Here is a 15,199-nt window from a genome sequence, read left to right as displayed (position 1 = left end):
ATCCGAATCTACAGTTCCGGTTCGTCGAGTGCGATATTGACCGTCTTTGTCTGCTGATACTGGCCGAGCGTCTCGCGAGCACACTCGCGTCCAATCCCGGAGCGCTTGAAGCCGCCAAACGGCGTGCCTGGCACCAGCCGTCCGTATTGGTTGACCCAGACAGTACCGGCTTCGATGTCCGCTGCTGCCCTATGTGCTACGGAGAGGTCGCTGGTCGCTACCCCGGCAGCGAGCCCATACTGGATGTCGTTTGCAGTCGAGATTGCGTCCTCGTAATCAGTGAACTCGATGACCGAGGCAACCGGGCCAAATATTTCCTCCTGTGCCAGCCTGGAATCGTTGTCAACATCCGCGAAGATCGTTGGTTCGACGAACCAACCGTCGGCCGTCTGTGGATCCGCGGGGCTGTCTCCGCCGGTAACCAGACGGGCGTCACTCTCTTGGCCGAGGTCGATATACTCTGTCACCTTCTCGTACTGGTCGGCCGACGCGAGTGGCCCCATCGTGGTCTCTTCTGCAAATGGGTCGCCGACAACCACCGACGCCGCCTCGGCAGCGAACAGATCGACGAACTCCTCGTAGACGGCTTCGTGGACCAGCGTCCGCGAGAACGCCTCACAGGACTGGCCAGCATTGTAGAAGATCCCACTGGCGGCGATCTCGGCCGCCTGCTCGAGGTCCGCATCGGGGAACACGAGGAACGGCGACTTCCCACCGAGTTCGAGCGTCACGGGCGTGATGTTCCCGGCCGCTGCACCCATGACTTTCTCGCCCGTGGTGTCCTCACCGGTAAACGAGAGTTTGTCCACGCCAGCGTGAGCCGTCAGTGGGGCCCCTGCCTCCTCGCCGAACCCGTGAACCACGTTCAATACGCCGTCCGGAAGGATGTCAGCAGAGAGCTCTGCGGCACGGGTGAGCGATAGCGGTGACCACTCGGCCGGTTTGACGACCACAGTGTTGCCTGCGGCGAGTGCCGGGCCTAGTTTCCACGCCGCAAGTATCATGGGGTAGTTCCAGGGAACGATGAGCCCCGCGACACCATATGGCTCCGCGCGAGTGTAGGCGTGGGCGTCATCCGCAAACGGAATCTGTGTTCCTTGGTCGCTCCTAACCAGATGAGAATAATACTCGATATAGTCCAGCGCCTTCCCGACCTCGTATGTCGCTGCGTCGATCGGTTTCCCGACGTCGAGCGCTTCGAGTCGTGCGAGTTCCTCGACGTGGTCTCGGAGTTGCTCGACCCACTCGACTATCAGATCGGCACGTTCCGTACCGGCCAGCACACCCCACTCGGTCTCGAATGCGGCGCTGGCCGTGCTGACCGCCCGGTCGATGTCCTCCGCTCCGCATCGTGGTACCGTCGTAAGGACTTCGTCGGTCACCGGGTCACGTGTCTCGAAACGGTCGCCGGATGCCGCAGTCGATCGCTGCCCGTCGATCCAGGCGTCGAACGACTGGTCGTTGGTCGCCTCCTTGACTGCCGTTTCATGCCGTCTTCCCGTCTCATCAGGGTCTCGTGCTGTCATTGTCGATTAGTTTCCTCGTCTTGTATCGCTTCGATCCAGTACGTTTTCGGCGTGGTGAATTCCTTGATGCCATGGGAACCGAGTTCGCTCCCGTATCCGGAGGCTTTCGTCCCGCCGAACGGAACACGTGGATCGGACTTTACTCTCTCGTTGACGAACGCAACCCCGGTGTCCAGCCGGTGAGCGACACGCTCGCCCCGCTCGGTGTCGGAGGTCCAGACGCTCCCCCCCAGACCGTATGGGCTCGCGTTGGCACGGTCGACTGCTTCGTCGTCGCTAGCAACGGTGAAAACGGCGGCAACAGGCCCGAATAACTCCTCTGTTGCTGCCGGCGCATCCGGCGGGATGTCAGTCAGTACCGTCGGTGGATAGTAGTAGCCGGTGCGGTCGACTGGCTCACCACCCAGGTGGACACTGGCCCCGGCATCAACGGATTCAGTGACCTGTCCGTGGAGTTCTGTCAGCAGATCCTGACGAGCCATCGGCCCGATGTCGGTCTGCTCGTCGGTCGGATCGCCGACCGTCAGTGACTGCATCTCCGCCACCAGTCTGTGGACGAACTCATCCGCAACCTCCTCGCGAACGATAAACCGTTTGGCAGCGATACAAGATTGCCCCGAGTTCTGTGTCCGTGCGTCCACAGCGGACGCCGCGACGCTATCGACCGGTACGTCTTCGAGGACGATGAATGGATCACTCCCGCCCAGTTCTAGAACAGTCGGTTTCAGCTGTTTCCCGCTCTGGGCGGCCACGGCTCGGCCAGCAGCAGTACTCCCGGTGAGGGTTACCCCACGGATGCGATCATCTGCGATGATGTCGGCCACGCTCTCGTCCGGAACCCGTATCGACTCGAGGACACCGTCCGGATATCCAGCCGCCCTGAATGTCTCCTCGATCAGCTCTCCACAGGCCGGAACGTTGGGTGCGTGTTTGAGGACGACGACGTTCCCAGCCGTCACTGCAGGTACAGCGAACCGGAACACCTGCCAGAATGGGTAGTTCCACGGCATCACTGCCAGGAGCGGGCCGAGCGGTTCGTAGGAGACGTAGGTCTTAGCTGTTGGCTCAGTTCCGACGTGCCTGTCCTGAATGTGTTCACCTGCACGTTCCGCGTAGTACTCACACGCCCAGGCACATTTCTCGATTTCAGCGACTGCCTGAGCGTGGGGTTTCCCCATCTCGCGGACCATCGTCGAGGCGTAGTCGTCGTTCCGTTCTCTCAGGACCGCGCCGAGGTCGCTCGCGAGGCGCCGGCGGTCCGTCAACTCCCACTTGGACCACTCGGTCGCTCGATCGTCCGCAGATGCAAGTACAGTCTCTACCGCAGCCTCCGAGTGGTCGCCGTACTGTGATAGGGGCTCCTCTGTCGCGGGATTTGTATTAGGCATCAGCCATCTGCTCCTGGGCGACGGTATCGAGGGCGGTCTCCAATGCTTGCACCGCCCGCTCTAGCTGTTCGCGAGTGATCGTCAGTGGCGGCTGGAACCGCATGACGTTCTTGTAGAAGCCACCCACGCCCATGATTATCCCAGCCTCGCGAAGATGTGTAGCCACGTCAGCAGCGACGTCCGGTGCAGGTGCAGGACTAACCCCGAGTGGGCCCGTCTCATTCCCAGTGTCGACGAGTTCCACACCTTGCATCAACCCCAGTCCTCGTGTCTCCCCGACGAGATCATACTCAGACTCTAGCTGTGCCAGCCGCTCCGAAAGCCAGTGACCCTGTGCCCGTGCATTGTCGACGACTCCGTGTTCTAGTTCCTCGATCGTGGCCAACGCCGCAGCACACGCGACCGGATTCCCACCGAACGTCGACAGGTGATCACCAGGGTCAAATGCGTCAGCAATCGCTTCTGGCGCCGTAAAGACACCCAATGGTAGGCCATTGGCAATTCCCTTTGCCTGTGTGAGGATATCAGGAGTGACGTCAAAGTGGTCCACAGCCCAAAATTTGCCCGTTCGGCCGTATCCACTCTGTACTTCATCGACGATGAGTAGCGCATCGTGCGCGTGGGCAATCTCACGAACTCGCTGGAGCCATCCATCCGGCGGAACAATGATTCCTCCTTCCCCCATCACCGGTTCAACGACAATTGCAGCAAGATCGCCTGCAGTCTGACTCTTGATCGTCCGTTCGAGTGTCTCTGCACACCCCGAATCACAGTCTCCAGCGCATTGCTGACAGCGATATGCGTATGGAGCAGGCGTATGAGTAACATCGTTCAGAGTCGGCGCCATCCCTGATTTGTAGGATTTGTTTCCGGTCAGGGCGAGACTTCCCAACGTCCGTCCGTGGAACGCCATCTGAAGTGCTACGATCTCTTTGCTGCCAGTATACTTCCGGGCGAGTTTGATAGCACCTTCGACAGCTTCGGTCCCGGAGTTACAAAAGAACGATTTCGACAAATTACCGGGCGTCACAGCGGCAATTTTAGCGCCCAGCTCGGCTACAGGTTCGTTTGGGTGGACGTACGAGCACCCGTGGACAAACTCTTCGAGTTGTGCTTTCGCTGCTGAGACCACTTGCTCATTGTTGTGTCCGACATTTACGACAGAGATCCCAGAAAAGACGTCCAGATATTCGTTCCCATCGAAGTCCTCGACAGTGCACCCGGACGCCGTTTTAATAGGTACGTTGAGGTCCTTCCAAATCGGCATTACGTAGTCCTCGTAGTCCGTTTCCACGTCGCTGTTGGCTGTGTTCTGTTTCATACTATTGTGACCTATCCTCACGATCGTACAGAGGGATTACAAACGGCGAATCAATAAAACTTCCGTACTAAATCTCAATTCTCCACTAATACTTGGATTCAGTCCAAGTAATATTCGTTCAGAGAAACAGAGAGATGTAGCTACTGAAATAAACGATGAGCAGCGCCACACCGATTAAAGAGTGACAACACCTTACCGAGATATCTCAGCTGGTCACTCCGAGCCAAGTTCGTCGATCAGCGTCTCAAGATTAAAGTCCACGAACGGATGTTGACTATGTTTGACAGTCTTGATGACAAATTTTGACGAAGTCCGTTGGACTGCATCTATCGACTCATACGCCGAGATGAGTTCTTCGACCATTTCACGGGATCGAACACTTGCGATGACGATGAAATCGGTATCACCCATAGTGAAATACACCTGATTGACACCTTCGATATCCGCAAGCTGTTGTCCCACTTGGTTATGATAGTCCTCATCGTAGATGGCCTGAACCTCGGATATCGCGCGCATTGACAACCCAAGTTTCTCCATATCGACCTCGAAGAGATCGTTTTTGAGTATCCCCTCTTCTTGTAGTTTATCAAGCCGATAATGGACCGTCGACTTCGGAATGTCTGTTACCGAGGCAATATGTTCCGGGCTCCGTGAGCGTTCTTCGAGCGCAGCATACAGGATTCGTACGTCTTTTTCGTCCATGATTTCACCAGTTGTAGGTTGCAGTGTAGTCCTTTTCAAGTGCTGACAGGCAATCTCGCATCGGTCGTGTCAGTCGCACAGTCGGTGGGTGTCGGGCAATTTGGGATGGAACCGTTGTAATGCTAGTCATGCGGTCCCCGTGCAGATATCCTCGAAGTTCGTTAACACACGGGTAGCCGTGGACTGATCGAACGAGGCAGATCCTGGATTCCAGTCCGATGGACGGTCTTCAACCCGTTCGGTGAATTCCGGATGGAACTGGACTGTCCACACAGGTGCGGATGTGTGGCGTGTACAGAAGTGCTCGTTGTACTCGGTCCGCGCGATTGGCTCGAGATCTTCTCCAGGCTCTGTCACCAGATCGCTGTGTAACACTGGGACAGACGGTTTAACACCGGTCAGAATCTGATCGTCGGCGATCCGATCCATAGTCACGAACGTGGATCGGCGCCGATCTTGTTCGACAGTTCCACCCAGCGCCTGGTTCACGAGTTGGTGCCCGAAACAGATGCCCAAGAGTGGTAGCTCTTTTTCAATACAGGAGCGTACGAGGGTTGATTGTTTCCTGACCCAGTCCGTGTGGTCAGGATCGTACACACTGGCAGTCGACCCGGTCAAAATGACTCCATCGTACTCCGTAACCGTGGCCTCCTCATCAAATTCTTCGTATACTCGGTACTCCACGTCCCGAAGAAAGTGGCAGATCTCCGGCCCGAGGTATCGGTAATCCGGCTTCACTTCGTTATCCAGAACCACGATCATCGTCCTGTATTTGGAGCATATCCAAATAAAGATTTTCTACATGGATTCAGTCCAATCTGATGGGGTTCCTCCACGCTCGCTCCTCCAAATCAACGCCGTTCGAAGCCCTCAATCCGGCCATGAGTGAGTGGCACGCGATATTTCGGCAGCGACTCCATCTCATCGGGCAAATGCGAGATGACGAACCGACCTCAGAACGGGGACCGCGACATGGCTGTGGCTCACGAGCGGTCGCTACACTGGCCGGGTGGTAGCTTCCTGCCTGTGTGTTCGAGGTCACTCGTTGGTGGTACGAGACGGGACGATCACCGTGGGACTCCCTCTGGGCCATCAACGGCGACGGTGACTCGATTAACATCGGAGACGTGCCATTCCCCTCAGTACCTTGATCGTGTTCAGTGTGGCACACAGCTCCATTGTACCCGGTCGCTCGATTGCCTGTCGTGGCATCGCTAAGACCTGCAAGTCGGTCTGGCCGATAGCCTGGACGAGCTCCCGCTGTCCCTGGATCACTCGCAGTCCCACGCAGGCGGCGCTGGTACCTGGGCGGCAACTCCGTACAGAGGACTGCCCGGACAGATTTCTCGAGGATGGCAGTGGCCAACAGCCAGGGGCCGCTGTCGTAGTCTGCCAGCGTGATACTCTCACCGCGTTGGGGAAGGCTCATGCACCCCCTCGAATCGAGTCGCAGTCCCGCAGTTCAGAAAATTTATCCCGACCCATCACCGACCTCTTTGATGGGTCCCGGTTCCCGCTTCGCAGTCCCCTTCCACACGCCCCGAGCGCATCCACCGGGGCCCGACTGACTCTGTGTTCCGGCGCTGATCGCGGGTTTCCCCTAGTACCCCGCGGTTCGGCGCCCCCTCTTTGGGTTTCCAATGTGTTCGATAGAGACGATTCTCGGTGAGAGAGCACTCGCGCTTCAGGTCGGGGTAGGTGGTCATCCGGACGTGTGCAGGCAATAGATGTGGTAGTCCAGGCAGCCTGTTGACAATAGTCGTCAGGAGCCACCTCCCGGATAGTAGACCGACCGAGTATGGCATTGCTGTATGGCCTGCAGTGAGCCGTGAACTTGTCGTGATGCAACAATTACATCTACGTTCGACAGCGTAGGGGACGCTGCCGGCGTAGCAGAGTTGGCTTTGTCCGGCACGATTGTCAGAGGCACGCGGCGACTGGCCCTGTCGCCTGGCTCGATGGGGCCAACGGTCACGCAGAGACATACGACAGCGATTCTCACAGCGGTAGTTAAGCTGGATACCCACGTAGGACTGCGCAGGGACCCGGCCCACCACCCTTTCGGTGGCAGTGTGCCTCTGACAACATCCACCCGGGTCCCGGTTCTGTCTCGCTGAGTGTCGACTGACGGGCTCATCGCCGATCACCGCTGTCGGCGACGACCTGGCAGGTGTCACGGACGCTCGGGAGCAGTTCGGCCTGGGCCTGGAGCAGTTTTGTGCCGTCGGGTGAGGCGAGAGACGTTCGTGCGCTCGTTTAGATAGGCTTTGAGTGCGAGGCCGTAGGGCTCGACGCCGGCGATGGCCGTCAGGAGAGCCCGCTGGAAGCCTGTGAGTTCGTGGCAGGTCGTCATGTTGGATTACCTGCGCGCGAGGTGTTGGCGGGTCAAACGGCCGGGAGTGGGCCTCTCGTCGTCGGTGGGCTTAGTTGTGCGCATGGATTCGGTGGGACGCCGCGGTGGGTGAACCTTGCTCTATCTCCTTCTCTGGAGCAAGCATTATTAGCCCTTGCTCTGTAGCAAGGGACGCACTCAGCATAACTAATGACTCAGGCAGGTGAAAGACTGGCACAGTGACAGAGAAACCCGGCCCGGATCCGACCGCTGATCGGAAGTCCATACTCGAAGTACTGGCCTTGGCATATCCTCCGGTTCTGGGAACGAGCGATATCGCTGAGAGGACAGGTGTGAGCCGGCAAGCCGCGGATCAGCGCTTGCGGCGGATGTCAGAGGACGGTCTCGTGGACACTCGCAAAATCGGCCGTGTGCGCGTTTGGTGGATTACTAACGACGGTCGAGCGTACTTGGATCCTGACGAAGAGCCGGGGGTCCAATAAACACCGGCGCTACTCCCGATTTTCGTGCGGTCAATCTCTCCCCGTGTATCAAATTGATTGGGGCGCTATCTCGCTCTTTCCGGAGAAAGGGAAACTGTCTCTGCTACGTCTCCAGCAGTGACGAATGGAGCCTGGACAGATCCAATGATATGGAGCCTCTCTTCATCGGTTCATTGGTATCGGGTCACGAATCGACATAGTTCCTCTCTATACCCTTGGTTGCTCCGCAGCAACAGATTTTCGTTGGTCCGGAACAACAGCAATACATAGGAACACCGAGGCGCGTGGTTATGGAGAGGACCGATGGCAACTACGCAATCCGCTTCACAAGAACGTACCGACCTCCCGTACCTACAAGTGCATATCATAAATTAGTGATCGGGACGCCATGACGTTCTTCACGCTCCAGGCTTTTGAGCGTCAATCCCATGAAGTCTCCCTCGTGCGTGTCTGAAAGTCACGTCGTGGAAGCAAGATGCCTGACCTCACGCGATTATGATTCCACTGCTCTCATAAGGTGTCGAGTGCGCGAAGTGCATCGACAATATCAGCTGGACGGAACGATCCGGACTGATTCGAGATGGTACTTTCGCCCTGGAACACAGCCTGGGCAACAGCAGTAAGTTGTGCATCGTCGCTGGCATCGAGTTGAATATCGGCTACGGTCGTCGGGAGACCGATGGTAGCAGCGAACGAGGCAACGTCTTGAATTTCGGATCTGGGTCGTCCTTCGAGAAATAGCTGTGCGAGGAGGCCAACACACACCTTTTCCCCATGAGTTGTGTCCGTGTGCACAGTCCTCGTAATTCCGTCGTGGATCGCGTGGGCAGCAGCCAGTCCGCCGTTTTCGAACCCGAGACCCGACAGGAGAATAATCGCTTCGGTGACGTTGGCAACCGCCGGAACAACCTCATCCGCCTCGACAGCCTGGACCGCTGCCTCCCCGTCCTCACGAAGGATATGGCCACACTCCGAGGCTATCGAGAGCCCCGCACGTGTTGGTCGACCACCTGCGACCGTCTCACCCGTGCCGGTGGCAACCGCGTTGGCTTCGTATTCGGTTGCAAGTGCGTCGCCGATGCCCGAAATAAAGAACCGCGCTGGGGCATTTGCAATGACCGTTGTGTCCGCGATAACGAGGTCAGGTCGTTGGTTATGGACGATCCCCGAATCGAGTGTACCGTCAGAATTGTACAGGACAGAGAGACCACTTGTCGGTGAATCAGTCGATGCAACCGTCGGAACAGCTATCATTGCACCACCGACTGCAGCACGGATCGCTTTTGCCGTGTCGGTTGTCTTGCCCCCACCTGCGCCGACGACGACGTCGGCGTCGGCCCCACGTGCGATATCCGCCAGACGGCTGATTTCGGGGGCCGTACATTCGCCGTTGAAGCGGGCGACAGTAAGTGAACACTCGGTATCGGCAAACGACGCTTCGACCTGATCACCAACGACAGCCAGCACAGTTTCGTCTGCCACAAGCAGGGCATGCGACCCGAGTCGTGTCGCAGCGGTCCCCAACTCGGATAGAACATCGTCTCCCTGGAGATAGCGACCAGGAGAGACAAAGGAACGTGACATGGTCTGTTTTCTGTCGCCCGCAGGTATTACTCTTACGTGTGGTGAAACAATAGAACCTCACGTTCTGCACAGAGAGACAGTAAAGTATCAGTTTGTATCGACAGAACACAGTTTAGAATCGTTCTGACCTCGGGAACCTGTGTGACGAGTGAGTCCGCACTATGACAGAGGGTGACGAGGGAAACGTTCCGAGGAAAACGGGTCAGATACTAGTAGAGTTCCGGAGCCCGGTACTGGAATAACATCCGTACTTGTGTTATTCCTCGAAATGGACAGGTCATAAACCCATCCGGAAAGAACCCCTTGACGGACTACCACAGCATGTAACAGATAGTGTCCTTGGTTCTAAATAGCGGGACTGTTTGAAAATGTCCCGCATTCCAGAACTTTCCTGATACTTCTCCCAACAGGCGGAATGGTTATGTAGCGGCGTTCACAATTGGTAGTCGATGTCCGATTCCAATCACGAAGCAAACGGAGACACTGTACAGACAGTCCAGACCTCGTTCAGGATCTTAGCTGAATTGGGGGTCAAGCATGGCGCAGGTGTCACCGAAGTTGCGGATGCCCTGGATCTCTCGAAGAGTGCAGCACATCGTCATCTCTCTACACTCCGGGCGGAAGGGCAAGTCGAGCAAGTCGATGGCGAGTATCGAAGGACAATCGGTAGCCAGACGGCGAGTCTGGAGATGGCCTTCGGCATCATCGAAGTACTGAAAGAACACGGACAGGCAACACCGGAGGCAGTCGCCGACGAACTCGACACGCACACCTCGACAGTCGAACGGTATCTCTCGTGGCTCGAAACAGAGGACTACGTGATCCAGCGAGGAGACAACTACGAGAACGGTCTGCGATTTCTCGACATCGGGGAGCGTGTTAAACACAGCACCGGCGTGTTCGATGTCGCCGCCGAGGAAGTCGATAGACTGGCATCTGAGAGTGGGGAACTGGCGCTGTTTAGTCTCGAAGAGCACGGCCAGAACGTGTTGATGTACAAGGCCAACGGTGCAGATGCGATTCAAACGTCACACGAGATCGGGCTCCGCGAACCGCTGCACTGTAGTGGGCTGGGGAAAGCAATCCTCTCGAAACTCCCCCAAGAACGAGTCGAATCTATCGTCGAAGAGCGGGGGTTACCACAATTTACTGAGCAGACGATCACTTCCAGAGAGCGGCTCTTCGAGGAGCTGAAACAAACGCGTAATCGTGGCTATGCCATCGACGACGAAGAAGCCAAGCCGGGGATTCGGTGTGTCGCCGCCCCCGTCGTCTTCGGAGATGGTGACCTCCACGGTGCGGTGAGTGTGACGGCTCCACGGAGTCGGATGAAAGGCGAGCGGCTGGAGGAGCGACTGCCAGAGCTCGTAACTGGCGTGGCAAACGTCATTGAGGTCAACGCGATCTACGTCTGAAACTGGGGGAGTTGCCCTGATAGATCTAATAGCGCGACGTTCAGGCGGTCTGTTCCAGTCGGTGCCCATCTCCAGCGAGAACGTTCTTCTCTGTCTGACTATCGAAGAGATGGAGATTGGTCTCGTCGAACGTGAGCGAGATCGGGTCACCATGCTCGGGCTTGAAATCGGCCGACGCTCGCACGGTACACTCCTCATCACTCAACTGGACGTAGAGGAAATTATCGGACCCCACCGGTTCGACGACGTCGATCGCCGTCTCGACTGTGTTGGTCGCGTCCGATTCGGCAATCGAGATGTCTTCAGGTCGGATGCCGAGGACGAACTCATCTACTGTCGCATTCTGCCGGACTCGGTCGGCTCGGTCCGGGGAGAGCTCGTACTCAAACTCGTCGTGGACGAGTGTGTCCCCCTCGAGTCGGACGTCGAAGAGGTTCATCGCGGGGCTTCCGATGAAGTCCGCGACGAAGAGGTTCGCCGGTTCGTTGTAGATCTCGTCTGGACTGGCGACCTGCTGGATCGACCCATCGGCGATAATGACGATCCGGTCGGACATCGTCATCGCCTCCTCCTGGTCGTGAGTGACGTACATCGTCGTCGTATCCAATTCCTCGTGGATGCGCTGGAGCTCTGTCCGCATGTGCATCTTGAGTTTCGCGTCCAAGTTCGACAGCGGCTCGTCCATCAGGAAGACTTCGGGTTCGCGGACGATGGCGCGACCTGTCGCGACGCGCTGCTGTTGCCCACCTGAGAGTCCGGCCGGTTGTTTGTCCAGATGCTCACTGATCCCCATCATCTCCGCAGCGGATTCGACACGCTCGGATATCTCTGACTCGGGCAGATCCGTCGTCAGCCGAAGTCCGTAGGACATATTCTCTCTGACCGACATGTGTGGGTACAGTGCGTAGTTCTGGAAGACCATCGCGATACCCCGGTCTCGTGGATGGACATCGTTGATGACTCTGTCTCCGATCTTGATCGTTCCGTCGGAGATGTCTTCGAGGCCCGCAACCATACGCAACACCGTCGACTTTCCGGAACCGGACGGGCCGAGTACAGAGAGAAACTCTCCGTCCCTGATTTCGAGGTCGATGCCTTGGACTGCGACGACTTCGTCGTATCGCTTCTCGACGTTCTGAAAGGTAACCTGACTCATGACCGACTGTCCTAATGTGGCTCAAGCAAACATATATAATTTATCCTTTGGAACATTAATACGCCGTTTTTCGACGGTATAGGGCCTGAAACGTCCCTACTGGATCCGGGGGCTTCGTCAACGAACAAAAATTATAAATAGGGCGATTTCATTGGGGCTAGATGATGCCACGCGACTATCAGCGTTCCAAGACCAGGCGTAGCTTTCTAAAAACGGCCGGTGCAGCCGGCATCATCAGCCTCGCAGGCTGTGGTGGAAACAGTGGGGGGGACGGGGGTTCGGATAACGACGGTGGAAGCGACGGCGGGTCCACGGGCGGATCTGGCTCCGGAACGACGACCCTCCAGTTCTGGACGCTGTTCGCTGGCGGTGACGGTGAAGCGATGAAGGCGATGGTGGACCAGTTCAACGAGGAGCATGACTCGATTCAGGTCGAACGGCAGCGCCAGCCGTTCGCGGAGTACTACGACAAACTGTTCACTGCTATGACGGGTGGGAACGCGCCTGACCTCGCGGTCTTCCACACGACTGAACTGCAGCGATTCGCACAGGCGCTGCAGCCACTCGGCGACACGCTCTCGTCCAGCGCGGGCGACAAGTACGTCTCGTCTATCTGGGACTCGACGGAGTTCGACGGCTCCCGCATCGCGGTCCCACTGGATACGCACCCGAACGGGCTCTACTACAACAAGGACATTTTCGAAGAGGCCGGTCTCGACCCCGAGAGTCCGCCGACCTCGTTCTCGGAACTGCAGGAAGCCGCGAACACCATCGAATCGGAGACGGACTACCTGGCGTTCAGCCCGGATCCGTACAACCGATTCCAGGTGCGCCAGTTCATCGCGTGGCTCCGCGGCCGCGGCGGCTCGTTCCTGAACCAGGACAAGACCAGCGCGGAGTTCGGCGGCGAGGACGGTGTGGCACTGGGCGAGTTCTACGGTGACATCACCAGCGAGTGGGGGTGGGACCAGGCCGATGCGACGGAGAACCGTGGGACAAAGGCCTTCCGCTCTGGTGACATGGCGATGACCATCAACGGGACGTGGTACTTCGGCGTCCTCCAGCAGCAGGACTTCGAGTGGGGTATGACCCAGCCCTTCGTCGGTCCCGAACAGTCGACCGACCTCACGTGGGCCAACAGTCACACGCTCGGAGTCCCCGCCGGCACCGACAAGGCCCAAACTGCGACCGAAGTCGCGGAGTGGCTCACGCAGACGGCTGGGCTGACCTGGGGTACCGATGCCGGTCACCTTCCGGCGGCCACCAGTGTTCTGGAGTCCGACGAACTCCAGTCGGCCACGGTCTGGGAGAAGACGCTCTCGACGTACAACGAGATGGCCCAGAACGGGGCACTCGCCTACATGCCCAGCACGGAGAACACCCAGGACTACAAGCGCCCTGTCAACAAGGCTATTCAGCAGATCTACTCCGGCCAGGCGGGGGCGGCCGACGCCATCCCGACCGCTGCAGACCAGGTCACGAGCAACCTCCAGGGATGACCTACGATGGCAACTGAAGACAGTTACTCGTTCCTCGGAAAGCTCCGGGCGATAGACCTCAGTGACGCCGAGACGCGGGACGGCATCCTCTTTGCGCTGCCGTATCTCGTGCTGTTCTCGGTGTTCCTGCTCTACCCGCTGCTGAAGGGGTTCTACATGAGCCTCTTCGCCTGGAACGCCTTTGCGCCGGCCCAGTCGGAGTTCATCCTGTTCGAGAACTACACGCGGATGTTAGGCGACCCAGCGTTCTGGAAGTCGGTCCGGGCGACGGTCGTCTTCGTAGCGCTGACTGTCCCAACACTCGTCGTCCTCGGACTCGGCCTGGCACTCGGCGTCAACCGTGACGTCAAGGGCAAGCGGATATTACGTACGGTCTTTTTCAGCCCGTACGTGCTGACCGTCTCGGTTGTCTCGCTCATCTGGGCCGAGTTGTACGCGCCCCAGTACGGCATCATCAACTACTACATCGGCTTCTTCATCTCGAACCCGCCGTCGTGGTTGAACTCATTTACCTGGGCGATGCCCGCCATCGCGCTCGCGACGATCTGGTGGACGGTTGGGTTCAACTTCGTCATCCTGCTTGCGGCCCGTCAGAGCGTCCCCGAGCGCCTGTACGAGGCCGCGCGCATCGACGGGGCCAGTTCCTGGCGTGCGTTCAAGGACATCACCCTCCCGCAGATGCGGTCAGCGATCGTGTTCGTCACCACCGTCCAGTTCATCTGGTCGTTCCAGGTGTTCGGACAGGCGTACATCATGACCAACGGAGGTCCTGGCGAGTCCACCCAGACGCTCGTGATGTACCTCTTCAGGATGGCGTTCAACGAAGGGCAGTTCGGTTACGCGGCCGCTGTGGGCTACTTCCTGTTCTTCGTCCTGGTTGCGGTCTCGTTGGGGAACTACTACTTCGTCAGCGGAGGTGAGAGCGCATGAGCATTGCACGTCCCGATATCCTGTCGGAACGCGTCCGATCGATCGGTGTCTACGTCGCGCTGTACGGAGCTGCAGCGATCTTCCTCTTACCGTACGCTTACATGGTATCGACATCGATCAAGCCCGAGCGGTTCACGTTCACGAGCCAACCCTTCTGGATTCCGCCGGATATCACTTTCCGATGGTATGAGGCCGTCCTCGCGGGCGCACCCATCGTCCAGTGGGGCATCAACACGTTCGTCATCGCGGCGACGACAACGGTGCTCGTGGTCATCCTCGATTCGATGATCGCGTTCTCACTGACCAAACTGGATTGGCCGGGCAAGCGCATCGTGTTCTCGATCATCGTCGCCTCGTTTATGGTGCCGGTGTTCGCCAACATGGTACCGCTGTACACCATCATCACCGACTTCGGGCTCATCAACAATCCGCTGGCGGTCATACTGCCGTTCAGCGCCATGCCCATCGGTGTGTTCCTGTTCACGCAGTTCTTCAGTGATCTGCCGGACTCGGTCATCGAGGCCGCCAAACTCGACGGCTTCTCGACGTTCCAGATCTATTATAAGATCGTGCTGCCCCTGATGAAGCCAGCTATCGCCGCACTGTCGCTGTACACCTTCGTGTACACGTGGAATCAGTTCCTCTGGCCGCTCATCGTCCTACAGGGACAGAACCAGTTCACCCTCCCGGTCGGGATCGTCACGATGCAGCCCACCCAGGTGTTTCAGCCGGGTGCCGAGATGGCTGGGACGTTCCTCGCTGTCCTCCCGCTGTTCGTGGTGTTCCTCCTGTTACAGGAGCATCTGGTGAACGCCGTGCAGATGCAGGGGACCACAGGATAAC

Annotated in this window: 12 protein-coding genes and 1 pseudogene; 5 read left to right on the top strand and 8 right to left on the bottom strand. The window is 58.0% G+C overall.

The annotated features are described in order from the left end of the window. Positions 1-8: 8 nt before the first annotated feature. The 6 genes and pseudogenes from Hhyl2_RS19745 to Hhyl2_RS19720 all read right to left on the bottom strand — a co-directional run. Positions 9-1,526, bottom strand: a complete 1,518-nt coding sequence (locus Hhyl2_RS19745) for an aldehyde dehydrogenase family protein (protein ID WP_483552519.1) — start codon at positions 1,524-1,526, stop codon at positions 9-11. After that, positions 1,523-2,914, bottom strand: coding sequence for an NAD-dependent succinate-semialdehyde dehydrogenase (locus tag Hhyl2_RS19740; protein ID WP_483552518.1), 1,392 nt, complete (start codon positions 2,912-2,914; stop codon positions 1,523-1,525). The genes Hhyl2_RS19745 and Hhyl2_RS19740 overlap by 4 nt, the downstream gene beginning before the upstream one ends. Next, positions 2,907-4,235: an aspartate aminotransferase family protein gene (locus tag Hhyl2_RS19735; RefSeq protein WP_483552517.1), complete on the bottom strand. Its 1,329-nt coding sequence runs from the start codon at positions 4,233-4,235 to the stop codon at positions 2,907-2,909. The genes Hhyl2_RS19740 and Hhyl2_RS19735 overlap by 8 nt, the downstream gene beginning before the upstream one ends. A gap of 213 nt (positions 4,236-4,448) precedes the next feature. Then, positions 4,449-4,937 carry an Lrp/AsnC family transcriptional regulator gene (locus Hhyl2_RS19730; RefSeq protein ID WP_483552516.1) on the bottom strand — a complete coding sequence of 163 codons (489 nt, stop codon included), beginning with the start codon at positions 4,935-4,937 and terminating at the stop codon, positions 4,449-4,451. Between the two features lie 126 nt (positions 4,938-5,063). Beyond that, on the bottom strand, positions 5,064-5,699 hold the full coding sequence (locus Hhyl2_RS19725; RefSeq protein ID WP_483552515.1) for a type 1 glutamine amidotransferase: 636 nt from the start codon (positions 5,697-5,699) through the stop codon (positions 5,064-5,066). Positions 5,700-7,185: 1,486 nt separating this feature from the next. Continuing rightward, positions 7,186-7,290, bottom strand: a pseudogene (locus tag Hhyl2_RS19720) (DNA-binding protein); the annotation flags it as partial. Between the two features lie 218 nt (positions 7,291-7,508). Between Hhyl2_RS19720 and Hhyl2_RS19715 the strand changes: the two are divergent. Continuing rightward, entirely contained in the window at positions 7,509-7,772 is a 264-nt protein-coding gene (locus Hhyl2_RS19715; protein WP_483552514.1) for a winged helix-turn-helix domain-containing protein, read from the top strand. Between the two features lie 510 nt (positions 7,773-8,282). Here Hhyl2_RS19715 and Hhyl2_RS19710 read toward each other — a convergent pair. Beyond that, positions 8,283-9,356 carry a glycerol dehydrogenase gene (locus tag Hhyl2_RS19710; RefSeq protein ID WP_483552513.1) on the bottom strand — a complete coding sequence of 358 codons (1,074 nt, stop codon included), beginning with the start codon at positions 9,354-9,356 and terminating at the stop codon, positions 8,283-8,285. Positions 9,357-9,805: 449 nt separating this feature from the next. On the opposite strand from Hhyl2_RS19710, the gene Hhyl2_RS19705 reads away from it, so the two are divergent. Further along, positions 9,806-10,771 carry an IclR family transcriptional regulator domain-containing protein gene (locus Hhyl2_RS19705; protein WP_483552512.1) on the top strand — a complete coding sequence of 322 codons (966 nt, stop codon included), beginning with the start codon at positions 9,806-9,808 and terminating at the stop codon, positions 10,769-10,771. 40 nt (positions 10,772-10,811) lie between these two features. On the opposite strand, the gene Hhyl2_RS19700 is transcribed toward Hhyl2_RS19705, so the two are convergent. Further along, positions 10,812-11,927: an ABC transporter ATP-binding protein gene (locus tag Hhyl2_RS19700; RefSeq protein ID WP_483552511.1), complete on the bottom strand. Its 1,116-nt coding sequence runs from the start codon at positions 11,925-11,927 to the stop codon at positions 10,812-10,814. A gap of 161 nt (positions 11,928-12,088) precedes the next feature. On the opposite strand from Hhyl2_RS19700, the gene Hhyl2_RS19695 reads away from it, so the two are divergent. From Hhyl2_RS19695 to Hhyl2_RS19685, 3 genes are read left to right on the top strand one after another with little or no spacing between them, the layout of a single operon-like run. Then, positions 12,089-13,426, top strand: coding sequence for an ABC transporter substrate-binding protein (locus tag Hhyl2_RS19695; protein WP_483552510.1), 1,338 nt, complete (start codon positions 12,089-12,091; stop codon positions 13,424-13,426). A gap of 6 nt (positions 13,427-13,432) precedes the next feature. Then, positions 13,433-14,356: a carbohydrate ABC transporter permease gene (locus Hhyl2_RS19690; RefSeq protein WP_483552509.1), complete on the top strand. Its 924-nt coding sequence runs from the start codon at positions 13,433-13,435 to the stop codon at positions 14,354-14,356. Beyond that, on the top strand, positions 14,353-15,198 hold the full coding sequence (locus tag Hhyl2_RS19685; protein WP_483552508.1) for a carbohydrate ABC transporter permease: 846 nt from the start codon (positions 14,353-14,355) through the stop codon (positions 15,196-15,198). Before Hhyl2_RS19690 ends, Hhyl2_RS19685 begins: the two co-directional genes overlap by 4 nt. The last annotated feature ends 1 nt before the right edge of the window (position 15,199 follow it).

This window comes from Haloarcula sp. H-hyl2, assembly GCF_056934385.1.
The sequence above is the reverse complement of the archived record's forward strand: the minus strand, read 5'-3'. Positions and strand labels throughout refer to the sequence as shown.